This is a genomic window from Nocardia sp. NPDC055165 (assembly GCF_053606985.1).
The window spans coordinates 792,939-805,142 of sequence record NZ_JBSGSS010000001.1; the positions used below are offsets into that span (position 1 = coordinate 792,939).

A 12,204-nucleotide genomic window follows, 5' to 3' on the forward strand; every position below is an offset into this window, starting at 1 on the left:
CGCCGGGCAACGTTCGGCGCGGCGGTGCTACGCGGATCCTTTCAGCGCGCGCAAGCCGGCCGCCATGAACTCCGGGGTGGCCTCGGCGGCCCGGTCGGCGGCGGAACCGGTGTCGGAACCCTGATGGGCGCGATGGGTGATGCCCTCGCCGATGATGCCGAGTTTGAAGTTGGCCAGCGCGAGGTAGAAGCCCCAGTTGTCGAGCTCGCGCCCGGACGCGGTGGCGTAGGCCTGGGCGAGAGTGTCGGCGCTCGGCAGGCGCGGGCTGGTCCACGCCGCACGGGTCCCGAGGATCACGTCGAAGATCGGCGACCGGTAGACGCACATCAGGGCGACATCGGTGAGCGGGTCACCGAGGGTGGACAGCTCCCAATCGACCACGGCACGGACCTTTTCCGGATCGGCGCTGTCGAGGATCGTATTGTCGATGCGGAAGTCCCCGTGCACGATCGAGGCCGATGTCTCCGGCGGGATCGCGGCGGCCAGTGCGGCATGCAGGGCTGCCACATCCGCGAGCTCGCGGGTTTTGACCCGCTCCCACTGGGATGCCCAGAGCTTGACCTGCCGGGCCACGAAACCGGTCGGCCTGCCGAATGATTCGAGACCGACAGCACCCGGGTCCACCGCGTGCAGATCGGCGAGGACGCGGACCAGCGCGCGCACACTCGAATCCACCTGTTCATCGGTGAGCGCGGCCAGGTCGTCCTGGTCGCGAAACACCGTCCCGTCGACGAACTCGACGACGGTCATCGGCGCGCCCAGCGCGGATCCGGTCGCGTCGAAGGCGATCGTTCTCGCCACGGGCACAGCCGATGTCTGCAACGCGCTGGTGACGGTGTACTCGCGGGCCATATCGTGCGCGGACGGGGTGAGCCCGGCGACCGGCGGGCGGCGCACCACCCAGCGCGAGACGTCATCGGCGGCGGCGAAGGTCAGATTCGACCGGCCCCCACTGATCAGTTCGACGCGCAGCTCGCCTTCCACCTCGACGCCGTTGGCGCGCAGGAACTGTTCCAGTGCGGCGATGTCCATGCCCGGCAGTGTCATTCGGAGTCCCGCTTCGTCCGCTTGGCGGCGCTCACCGCGCGTTTGGCGATGGCCCAGCGATGCACCTCGGAGGGACCGTCGTAGATCCGGAACGGGCGCACCTCGCGCGAGAGTCGCGCCAGCGGCAGATCGGCGGAGACGCCGAGCCCGCCACACATCTGCATACTCCGGTCGACGATGCGGAAGATCGCCTCGGCGGCATAGGTTTTCGCGATCGAGGTGGCATTCGCGGCGGGCTCGCCACGGTCGAGTTCCCAGCAGGCACGGGTCAGCAGTGCGCGGGTGGCGGCGATGTCGATCTCGTTGTCGGCGATCATCTTCTGGACCATGCCGAGGTCGCCGAGGCGCGAACCGAAGCCCTCGCGGTGCGCCACGTGCGCGACCGCGACGTCATGACCGCGACGCGCGGCGCCGAGCCAGCGCATCACATGGGTCATGCGGGCGGGGCCGAGCCGCACCTGGGCGTATTCGAAGCCTCGGTCGACTTCGCCCAGTACCGCGGACTCCGGGACGAGAAGGTCGTCGAAGAAGACCTCGCAGTGGCCACCGATCATCGACTTGTCGAGGGTGTCCAGATGGCGGCCGACCCGAATGCCCGGGCTGTCGGCGGGTGCCAGGAACATCGTGGCGCCGCCGCGCCGGCCCGGCTCGCCCGAAGTGCGGGCCATGATGATGAAGAACCCCGCCCCGTCGGCGCCGGTGATGAACCATTTGTGGCCGGTGATGCGCCAACCGCCGTCGGCACGGACGGCGCGGGTGCTCAGTGCGGAGGGGTCCGAGCCCGCACCCGGCGCCGGTTCGGTCATGGCGAAGGCCGAGCGCACCTCGCCGCGAGCGAGCGGGGCGAGGAACTGCTGTTTCTGCTCCGGGTCGGCGATATGGGCGAGCATGTGCACATTGCCCTCGTCGGGGGCGGCGATATTGAGGGCCGTCGGGCCGAACAGCGAGTAGCCCGCCTCCTCGAACACCGGGGCACGGTTCGACATGTCCAGACCGTGGCCACCGTATTCGAGGGGCGCGTGCGGGGCGAAGACACCGGCGTCACGGGCGGCCTGCTGGAGTTCGAGGCGCAGCTTCTCGCCACCGGCCGCGGTGATGTCGCCGTCGTGCGCGTCTTCGACCGGGAGCACATGGTCGCGGACGAAGGTGCGGGTGCGGTCGGCCAGCCGCTGCACCTCGGACGGATAGGACAGGTCGATCGGCACGGGTCCGCTCCTCGGCTCGGTTGCCGAACGATCGCTCGGCAAATATCTGTTACGACAGTCGCACGCGCGTATTCATGCTGTCAACAAGCCTGGTAGGGCCAAGATACATGTTCAGCTATTCTGAACATCATGGATTCGACGGCAGCCGAACAGCAGGTGGTGGGAGCGCGGGTGCGTCAGGCGAGGACCGCGGCGGGGTTGTCACTACGGGCGACCGCGCAGCGAATCGGGGTCAGCGCGGCCACGCTGAGCGCCATCGAGACAGGCAAGACCGGCGCGTCGGTTCCGCGCCTGCGATCCCTCGCCGCCGAACTGGGCACGACGGTGGCCTGGCTGATCGGCGACCGGCGCACCACCGGCGCTGCTCCCCCCGAACCGCGCGCGACCGATTCGCGCCCCACCCACCTCGCCGGGAGCCCCGCCCCCGGCGAAACCGGATCGCCCGACTCCGGCGCACCGGACTCCTGGCGTGAGTTCCCGCCCCTGGATCTCGACCCGGTGCTCGCCGCCGCCATCGATTCCTTCGTCGAGACCGGGTATCACGGCGCCACGATGCGCTCGATCGCCGCGCGGGCGGGCATGAGCGTGCCCGGTGTCTACCACCACTACCGCGACAAACAAGACCTGCTGGTCCGCGCACTCGACCTGACCATGGACGAATTGCACCGGCGGGTGCGCGCGGCACGCCTCGACGGCACGAACGGCCGCGAACGAGTGAGCCGTGTCGTCGAAGCGCTCGCCCTGTTCCACACGCACCACCGCGAACTCGCCTTCATCGGTGCCAGCGAGATGCGCAGCCTGAACTCCGCCGATCGCGATCGGATCACCGCCTCCCGCAACGAGATCCAATACCTTCTCGATGCCGACATCGACGCCGCGCTGACCGAGGCGAACCGATCGACCGCCCAGGCCCGCCACGCGGGACGTGCCATCGCGACGATGTGTACCGCACTGCCCCAGTGGTTCCGGCTCGACGGCCCGTCCTCTCCCGAACAGATCGCCGCCGCCTACGCGGACTTCGCCCTCGGCCTGCTCGGCGTGGACGGCCGACACCGATAGCGGAACCGCGGGACCATGCCGGAAATCAGTTCACCGCGTACGGGTACACGTCGGAGCGCCCCTGGAACGACAGGATCCGGGGGTTCTGTACCCGACCGTCGCGAATCTCGATCGCCCGGCGAATCGTTTCGCTGCCATCCCACGCTTGGGGGCCGCCGAGCACGACGGGCAGATACTCGAGCAGAGCTTCGGAGTTCTCCCACGTCGCCGAGTCCCAGAGAAACGAGGGGCTGTGGTCGACACCGTAGTAGTGCAGATCGTCACCGACGGTGAACATCGGATCGGCGAACGAGGTCGGGCGCGAGAACTCGAAGCCCATCCCCTCGTCGCACGAAACGTCGACGAAAAGCGTTCCGCGCGAGAAGAGTTCGAGGTCATCGTTCATGATGAACGTCAACGGGTCCTCGGTGTCCTGGAACATGCAGTTCACGACCACGTCGTAGTTGGCCAGCATCTCCGCCAGTGGCCCCGGCTCGGGTGCCTTCAGCGCGAGTGTCCGGCCGGGCAGTCCCGGATCACGCTTGAAATGCTGCATCCGCACCGAGGCGAACGGCGAGGCCACCGCCGACACACTGCGCTGGGTCAGCACCGTCACATCGCTGATCCCCAGTGCCGACAGCGCCCGCACCGCACCACGCGCGGTGGCGCCGAAGCTGATGACCGCCGCACGCATCCGGCGACCGTAATCTCCGCTCACGCCACGCAATTGGAGGGCGTGCATGACCGAGCAGTAACCGGCCAGTTCGTTGTTCTTGTGGAACACGTGGACGCTGAAAGCACCCGACTTCGTCCAGTGGTTCATCGCTTCCCAGGCGATCAGCGTCAGGTCGCGGTCCACGGCCAGCTGGGTCATGCTCGCGTCCTGCACACAGTGCGGCCAGCCCCACACGGTCGTGCCGGGGCGCATCTGCGCGAGGTCTTCGGCCAGCGGCTTGGCCAGCAGCAGCACATCGCACTCGGCGAAGAGCTCGTCGCGAGTGCGATGGCCCGCTACGAGTGGGGCGAGGACGTCGTCGGGGTAACCGAATCGGTTACCGTAACCGTGTTCGAGGTAGATCTGACCGCGCAGTTCGGAATCGATGCGGTCGAGGTGGGCCGGGTGGATTGCCAGCCGGTGTTCGTTTTCCTTGCGAGAGGTCGCGACGACGCCGACCGTCAGGTGTTTCACAGTTGCTTCACCTGGTCAGCCTACCCGCAGGCCCTCAGCTCTCCGCCTTGCTGGTGATGTCGTCGAGGGACTCGCCCATGGTCTCGGGCACCCGGCGATAGCAGAACACCAGCGACAGCGCGGAAACGACCGCGAAGAGGAAGAACATCGTCGACGCCCCCCAGAGTTCGCCCAGCGGCGGGAACACCAGGGAGACAGTGAAATTGCCCATCCAGATGAGGAAGGTGCAGATACTCATCGCGGTGGCGCGGATCGGGGCGGGGAAGATCTCCGAGATCAGCAACCAGGTGGGCACCCCGACGCCGAGCTGGAAGGCACAGACGTACACGATCATCAATGTCACCAACACATAGCCGGTGGCAGTGCTCTGCGTGAGACGTTCCATCAGACCCATACCGACCAACGCGACGACCATGATCGCCAGGCCGAGGAACATCGGTGGGCGCCTGCCGATCTTGTCGACCAGGCTCATGCCGAGCATCACGCCGATCACCGCGCCGACACCGATGCCGATCGACGAGGTGATCGCCGCATTGTCACCCATCCCCGCCTGAGCGAGAGTGGACGGTGCGTAGTAGATGACGGTATTGACGCCGACGAATTGCTGAATCAACGCCAATCCGATTCCGGTGTAGAACAGCGCACGCACCTTCGGTTTCCGCAACTGGTCGCTCAAACTGTCCTTGACCGCCGCATCGGCAGCCTCGGACTGTTTGATCTCGGCGATCGTCGGCTCGACATTCTCCGGGTAATAAGACCGTTCGAGCACTTTCTTCGCATCGGCGGTACGACCCTGTTTCAGATACCACCGTGGTGAATCCGGCATGAAATACATGCCGATCACGAGCGCCGCCGCCGGAATCGCCGCCATCGCGAGCATGAGCCGCCAGTTCCCGGTCGGGGCGAGCAGCGCGTTGACGATGTAGGCGAGCAGCTGCCCGCTGGCGATCATCAGCGAGTTCATCGACACCAGGCGCCCGCGATAGGTCGGCGGGGAGATCTCGGAGACGTACATGGGGACCACCAGCGAGGCGGTACCGACAGCGACGCCGAGGACAAGGCGGGTGATGATCATGACCGTGGCATCGGGCGCCAGCGCCTGGGCGAGCGCGCCGAGGAAGAACAGGGCGCCCGCGAACAGCAGCGTCATCCGCCTGCCCCAGCGGTCGGCCATCCAGCCGCCGGTGATCGAGCCGATCGCGGCGCCGATGAGCAGCGAACTCGTGATGACGCCGACCTGGGTCTGGCTCAGTGCGAAATCAGGCGTGAGGTAGACGAGCACGCCGGAGATGACGCCGGTGTCGTAGCCGAACAGCGCGCCGCCGAGCGCGGCGATGACGACGACAGTGAGCACGAACTTCTTGATCCTGGCCCGCATCGCCGCCCGCTCCGGCGAATCGGGTGGCGTCTCGACCGCTGATTCGGTGGCAGGGGACACCATCACCGTCTCCGGTCCGTCCTGGACGGCGTGCGGTACCCGGACCGAGGTATCGGTATCCGGCCCGATCAGGCGTGCGCCGGAAACCTGCGCCACAGGAACGGTGGAGTTCAAGACGGCGCCGCGCCGCTCCGGCTCCTTATCGGTGGATCCACGAGGGGAATCGGGCATGTCCACACCTCCGCCGGATGGAGTAGGTCGATTCCTGCACCTTAATCGAGCGCGGAAGGGTTCGCGATAGCTCGAAATCCACGGATATTGCGTCCACAAATCAGAGGTAAGGGCGATCGGGGAATGTATCCCACCCCCTGCGTGGGATACATTCCCCGATCAACACACTCTTATCGGAATCGCCGCCGACCGAAATGCTCACCGTTTGCCCGGATCGGAGAAAGTCTCGCGTAGCTGTCCGACACCATCCATCCGTCAAACCGCAATCACCAGATGCCGCTTTTGCCGGGTTGTCACGAATCTCGTCGACACTCGGCTATCGACGATGCAGCGACCGGACGGTGGCCGCACCCCAGAGCATCAGGCTCGCGGCCGCGGCCATATAGAGGAAGTAGGCCAGCACAACCAGGACGGACCCGTAATTGCCTACCCAGTCACTCAGTCGCAGCAGGCCGACCACACCGAGGCCGAGCAGGATCAGCCCGAGGATCAGCCCCGGCATCGCCAGCGGCGCGATGGGCGATTCCATGGCGGAGGTCGCGGCGACGCGGCGGCGTCGCTCGGTAACTGACAGATTGCTGTTCGATTCGAAGTAGATGCTGCTCATGACAACAAGTCCCCTTCCGGACAGCCGCCCCGACACGGCCGATAAGTGATCCGTACCGGATCTTTCGATGACCGTCACGCCGCAGCGGAAGTGCGGGTAATTCGCGACCCCGGATCCATGTCGACCCGGTCCATGATCACAAACGGTTAACGTTCAGCAATTACAAGCTTGCCAGCCAGGTCGAGCGGAGAAAAGATGGTGTGATCTGCATCACATCGAACTCCTGTGCGACACGATCCGATAACGTGCGTTACATTTCGTCGGAATACGGGCCGGAACTGGCGAAAACCCCACACAACTGGGCATCCGTTCAACAAGCCGACACTACTGTCATTTATCGAACCGTTACGGCCCTGACGTGGGAAAACACACACTTCCGCCCCCGCGATCCAGTTGGTACCTCCACGAGCCACCGACACGGCACCGTGACGGAAACCGCTCAGCGAACGCCCTCCTCCACCCGAAACCACCACGCCCCGAACAACTTCGGTGTCGACGCCGCACAGAAACCGTGCCGAGACGCGGAAGTTCTCCTACCATGGGCCACGTCCCACACCGCAGCACCGTACGAGGGGTCGTCGAGGATGAGCGACAACGCGCATGTGATCGACCAGTCCAAGCCGAGCATCGCCCGGGTCTACGACTATCTACTCGGCGGCAAGGACAACTACGAGGTCGACCGCGCCGTCGGTGACCACTTCAAGGTGAACCTGCCCGGCTCGGTCGACATCGCGTCCACCAACCGCCGAGCCCTCACCCGTGCGGTGCGGGCCATGGCCGAGGCCGGGCTGACCCAGTTCCTCGACTTCGGCAGCGGGCTGCCCACCGCCGACAACGTGCACCAGGTCGCCCAGTCGATCGACCCCGACACCCGCGTGGTCTACATCGACAACGACCCGATCGTGCTCGCCCATGGTCGCGCACTGCTGGCGACCAACGACCACACCACCGTGATCCACGCCGACGTCCGCGATTCCGCGGCGATCAGGGCCGATCCCGAGGTCGCCCGGCTGATCGACTTCGACAAGCCGGTCGGGCTCATCTTCAGCGCGATCCTGCACCACCTCAACGACGAGGAGGACCCGCAGTCGGTGGTCGCGTACTGGGCGGAACAGATTCCCGTCGGCTCGCGCGTGTTCATCTCCCACTTCCGCTCCGGCGACAACGCCGAGACCATCGAGGCCGAGTCCAAGCTGCAGTCGACCTTCGGGCGCGGCCGGTGGCGCACCGACGCGGAGATCACCGCGCTGTTCGGTGATCTCCGCGTGCAGGACCCCGGCGTGGTCGCCGCGGCCCGCTGGCATCAGGTGAACGAGGATTCCGCACACATCGGCGCACCCGATCGGGACCTGTCGGTCTGGGAGGAACTGATCGTCTCGGCGATCGCCGAGAAGCGGTAGGACCGATCGCCGAGGCTCGAAACTTTCCGGCCGCGACTTCTGCGTGGGTTCGAACGAGGGAACGCGTCACGTCGGCTATCTTGATCTAGTTTTTCGATGCTGCTGGATCGTTCGTGTCGCTTCGCCGAAATCGCGTGCCGCGTGAGATCCACGCCTCGCGCTGTCGGCGACCCTCTCAGACGAAGGGACGCCGGTCACCATGCCCGCACCCGTTATCCTCCACGGCCGCATCGCACGGCTGGAGCCGCTCGCACCTCACCACGTTCCCGGACTGCGCGCCGCGGCCGCGGCGCTCGACGGACCGGCCGGGTTCACCGTCGTCCCGCACGGTGACCAGGAGGCGCGCACCTATGTCTTCCAGGCCGAAGCGGCGCAGCTGGCAGGCACAGCGCTGGCCTTCGCGATCGTCACCGTCGCCGACGAGTGTGTGGTCGGGGCGACTCGATTCACCCGGCTCGACTACTGGCAGGGACCACTGACCTGGCCGTTGTCCGCCGAACCGGTCACCTCGGTGCCCGGCGGGGCGATCCCCGATGCCGTCGAGATCGGCAATACCTGGCTCACCCCCGCGGTGCGGGGCGGTCAGGTGAATCTCGACTCCAAGCTGCTGCTGCTCACCCACGCCTTCGACAGCTGGGGCGTGCGGCGGGTGACCCTGCGCGCCGACGCCCGCAACCTGCGCTCCCGGGCGGCGATCGAACGCCTCGGCGCGGTGAGTGACGGTGTGCGCCGGGCACATTCGCGCGGGCTCGACGGCGCGGTGCGCGACACCGCGTTCTATTCGATCCTGCACGACGAATGGCAGGGGGTGCGCGGACGGATCATCGAACAACTGGCCGCCCGCGCCGCCCTGCGGGGCGCGCCATTGATCCCGGCGACCGCGGCGGCGTTGCGGCCGTTGGCTTCTTCGCCGATCGGTTGAGGTCTCAGCCCGGCAGCGACTCGATGCGGTCGACGATCAGGTCGGCGAGTTCGTCCGGGCATTCCTCGGGCAGCCAGTGCGAGCCGTCGAGCACGGCAAGGCGATAGTCACCGGTGACGAATCCGCGGGTCAGCTCGGCACCACGGCGGGTCAGCGCCGCGTCGCCGGTGCTCCACACGTGCGTCACCGGCACGGTGACGCGTGCCGTCACCGCGCGCGGTGTGATCAGCGCCAATGCGCGATACCAGTTCAACGCGGTGGTGAGAGCTCCGGTGTCGATGATCTCGGTGTGCACCCGTTCGATCGCGTCGGCGGACATGCCCGATTTGGCCAGGATCTGGTCGAAGACGCCGGGCCGCGCGCGAATCAGGCGCTCCGGGAGCACCGGCAGCTGGAACAGCGCCATATAGGACGAGCGAAGGAGCTGATCGCTGCTGATCATCGAGCGGGCGAAGGCGCCGGGATGCGGCACCGACACGGTCACCAGCGTGCGGACGAGTTCGGGGCGGGCCGCGGCCACCGACCAGGCGACCATCGCGCCCCAGTCGTGCCCGACCAGATGCACCGGACCGCGGTCGATGTCCTCGATCAACGCGACCACGTCGTCGACGAGTTCGGGCACGCGGTAGGCGAGGCGGCCGGACGGCCGAGCACCGGGTGAGTACCCGCGCTGGTTCGGGGCGATGGTGCGGTAACCGCGCGCGTTGAGCAACGCGGTGAGCGGCTGCAACGAGGTCGCGGTCTGCGGGAAGCCGTGCAGCGCAACGACGACGGGGCCGTCGGGCGGTCCGGAGTCGACGACGTCGAACTCGAGTCCAGCCCTGGTGAAAGTGGTCAACTGGGTGCTCAACGAACCCTCCGATCCAGTAACTTACTTATCGGTAAATTACTCGTGGCCCGTACCTGGCGTCAACAGCGCTCACCGTCCTGTTCCCCCGTGCACGACGGCGACTTCCGCACCACCGAGGTCGAAGGCCCGGTGCAGGATGCGCACGGCTTCGTCGAGGTCGGTGTCGCGGACGAGCACCGAGATACGGATCTCCGAGGTGGCGATCAGGTCGAGGTTGATGTTCGCCGCGGCCAGCGCCTCACAGAAGTTCGCGGTGACGCCCGGATTGTTGCGCATGCCCGCGCCGATCAACGAGACCTTGCCGACGCGATCGTCGTAGCGAACATCGGCGAAGCCGATCTCGGCACGGCGGTCGCGCAGCAAGGCGACCGCCCGCGCGCCGTCGGCGGCGGGCAGGGTGAAGGTGATGTCGGTGCGGCCGGTTCCGGTGTTCTGCACGACCATGTCGATGCCGATCTCGGCGTCGGCGACCGCGCGGAACACCTCGGCCGCATAGCCGGGCTCGTCGGGCAGGCCGACAACGGTCACCTTGGCCTCGTTGCGGTCGTGCGCGACGCCGGTGAGTACGGCCTGGTCGGCGGGGATGTCGGCCATCGAGCCGAAGACGGTGGTGCCGATCGCGTCGGTGTAGGACGAGCGCACATGCACCGGCACCTGGTAGCGGCGCGCGTATTCGACGCAGCGCAGCATGAGGACCTTCGACCCGCAGGCGGCCATTTCCAGCATCTCCTCGTAGGAGATCTGGTCGAGTTTCTGAGCGTCGGCCACGATGCGCGGGTCGGCGGTGAAGACTCCGTCGACGTCGGTGTAGATCTCGCAGACATCGGCTTTCAACGCCGCGGCCAGTGCGACCGCGGTGGTGTCGGAGCCGCCACGGCCCAGCGTGGTGACATCGTCGCTGTCCTGGCTCACACCTTGGAACCCGGCCACGAGCACCACCTCGCCGTCGTCGAGTGCGCGGCGCACCCGGCCCGGGTCGACTTCGATGATCTTGGCGCGGCCGTGGGCGCCGGTGGTGATCACGCCGGCCTGCGAGCCCGTCAACGATCGTGCTTCCGCGCCGAGTGCATGAATCGCCATGGCCACCAAGGCATTCGAGATCCTCTCACCGGCGGTGAGCAACATGTCCAACTCGCGTGGTTCCGGCGCGGAGGCGATCTGGCCCGCCAATTCGAGGAGCTCATCGGTGGTATCGCCCATTGCCGAGCAGACCACCACCACATCGTGCCCCTGCTTCTTCGTCTCCACGATCCGCTCGGCGACCCGCCGGATCCGCTCCGCGGTGGCTACCGACGAACCGCCGAATTTCTGCACAACCAGGGCCATCCCGAGTCCTCTCCCCTGCTCCCCCGCACGCGATCCACGGGTGACCCCTTCGAGTATCCAGGCAATCCGGGCACGGCCGTACCAATTCGGCAACGAAAATGACTGCCGCCGAATGGTTTCGGCGGCAGCCCTCGATCACGTGAGCACCGGGACCGTCATGGCGGCCGGCGAAAAGGACGCGCTGCTCGTCTCGCTCTACGACAACTGGATCACCGCGGTGGCGGCGACGATCACGTACGTGGTGTGAGCCGCGGTGCTGTTCGGTACCCGACTGGTCCGCCGCCCGGTGGCAGCGGCGGCGGACCGCTGCCACCGGGCATTTCCAGGTTTCTGGCGTATTCGGGTCGCCCTCGGGGTGGCGGACCGTTGGCCATCCTCGGAGCAGCAATCCCGGGCTGCGGATCAGATCGTGCGCGGATTCCAAGTCGTGACGGCCCAGATGACCACCACATCGAGCACGATGATCAGGATCGACCACGCCGGATAGTAGGGCAGCCACAGGAAATTCGCGATGATCGACAGTGACGCGATGACGACGGCGACAATCCGCGCCCAGGTCGCGCCGCCCATCAGCCCCACCGCGCTCACCGCGAGTACGATCCCGCCGATGATGTGGATCCAGCCCCATGTCGTGGTGTCGAATTCATAGACGTAGTCGATGCCGACGACGAACAGGTCGTCCTTGGCCACCGCGGCGATGCCCTGCAGAACGGACAACACGGCGACGACCAGGAGCAGGATCGCGGCGCCGATGGAAGTGCCTGCGGCGAAACCCTGCTGGACCGGATGCTCGGTTTCCGATAAGTGAGCCATCATGAATCCTTCCGTAGAAGACCGACGACCAACGTTTCCCGATGGCAGCCGCGAGGGCCTCACCCGAAACGGATGAACCGGATCGCCACACGCGATGCGCGGTCGGTCACCCGTGTTCTTCGACTGGTTTTCGAGATGGCGGTGCGCTGCTGTGCCTCGGCAGAGCGCGCTGCTGCCGCCGAAGGGCTTCGGCGGCAG

General features: G+C 66.7%; 11 protein-coding genes. 3 read left to right on the top strand and 8 right to left on the bottom strand.

Translation table 11 applies throughout. The features are described 5' to 3' along the window. Positions 1-27: 27 nt before the first annotated feature. On the bottom strand, positions 28-1,032 hold the full coding sequence (locus ACWFRF_RS03835; RefSeq protein ID WP_452448811.1) for a phosphotransferase family protein: 1,005 nt from the start codon (positions 1,030-1,032) through the stop codon (positions 28-30). Between the two features lie 11 nt (positions 1,033-1,043). Continuing rightward, on the bottom strand, positions 1,044-2,252 hold the full coding sequence (locus ACWFRF_RS03840; RefSeq protein WP_452448812.1) for an acyl-CoA dehydrogenase family protein: 1,209 nt from the start codon (positions 2,250-2,252) through the stop codon (positions 1,044-1,046). A 129-nt stretch (positions 2,253-2,381) separates the two neighbouring features. Here ACWFRF_RS03840 and ACWFRF_RS03845 point away from each other — a divergent pair, with 129 nt between their 5' ends. Further along, positions 2,382-3,311 carry a TetR family transcriptional regulator gene (locus ACWFRF_RS03845; protein WP_452448813.1) on the top strand — a complete coding sequence of 310 codons (930 nt, stop codon included), beginning with the start codon at positions 2,382-2,384 and terminating at the stop codon, positions 3,309-3,311. A 25-nt stretch (positions 3,312-3,336) separates the two neighbouring features. Here ACWFRF_RS03845 and ACWFRF_RS03850 read toward each other — a convergent pair whose 3' ends face one another. The 3 genes from ACWFRF_RS03850 to ACWFRF_RS03860 form a co-directional block, all read right to left on the bottom strand. Continuing rightward, positions 3,337-4,479, bottom strand: coding sequence for a N(5)-(carboxyethyl)ornithine synthase (locus ACWFRF_RS03850; protein ID WP_379313064.1), 1,143 nt, complete (start codon positions 4,477-4,479; stop codon positions 3,337-3,339). Positions 4,480-4,513: 34 nt separating this feature from the next. Then, the gene (locus ACWFRF_RS03855) at positions 4,514-6,088 is read right to left on the bottom strand and encodes a sugar porter family MFS transporter (protein ID WP_452448814.1); all 1,575 of its coding nucleotides are present in this window, start codon (positions 6,086-6,088) and stop codon (positions 4,514-4,516) included. Between the two features lie 316 nt (positions 6,089-6,404). Further along, positions 6,405-6,695 carry a hypothetical protein gene (locus tag ACWFRF_RS03860; RefSeq protein ID WP_379315793.1) on the bottom strand — a complete coding sequence of 97 codons (291 nt, stop codon included), beginning with the start codon at positions 6,693-6,695 and terminating at the stop codon, positions 6,405-6,407. 584 nt (positions 6,696-7,279) lie between these two features. On the opposite strand from ACWFRF_RS03860, the gene ACWFRF_RS03865 reads away from it, so the two are divergent. Further along, positions 7,280-8,095: an SAM-dependent methyltransferase gene (locus tag ACWFRF_RS03865; protein ID WP_379315791.1), complete on the top strand. Its 816-nt coding sequence runs from the start codon at positions 7,280-7,282 to the stop codon at positions 8,093-8,095. 199 nt (positions 8,096-8,294) lie between these two features. Further along, the gene (locus ACWFRF_RS03870) at positions 8,295-9,017 is read left to right on the top strand and encodes a GNAT family N-acetyltransferase (RefSeq protein WP_452448815.1); all 723 of its coding nucleotides are present in this window, start codon (positions 8,295-8,297) and stop codon (positions 9,015-9,017) included. A gap of 4 nt (positions 9,018-9,021) precedes the next feature. Here ACWFRF_RS03870 and ACWFRF_RS03875 read toward each other — a convergent pair whose 3' ends face one another. The 3 genes from ACWFRF_RS03875 to ACWFRF_RS03885 form a co-directional block, all read right to left on the bottom strand. Beyond that, the gene (locus tag ACWFRF_RS03875; RefSeq protein ID WP_452448816.1) at positions 9,022-9,867 is read right to left on the bottom strand and encodes an alpha/beta fold hydrolase; all 846 of its coding nucleotides are present in this window, start codon (positions 9,865-9,867) and stop codon (positions 9,022-9,024) included. Positions 9,868-9,936: 69 nt separating this feature from the next. After that, positions 9,937-11,193 (bottom strand): aspartate kinase, encoded by a 1,257-nt coding sequence (locus tag ACWFRF_RS03880; RefSeq protein WP_452448817.1) that lies wholly within the window; start codon positions 11,191-11,193, stop codon positions 9,937-9,939. A gap of 402 nt (positions 11,194-11,595) precedes the next feature. Then, on the bottom strand, positions 11,596-12,006 hold the full coding sequence (locus ACWFRF_RS03885) for a DUF7144 family membrane protein (RefSeq protein ID WP_452448818.1): 411 nt from the start codon (positions 12,004-12,006) through the stop codon (positions 11,596-11,598). Positions 12,007-12,204: the final 198 nt, after the last annotated feature.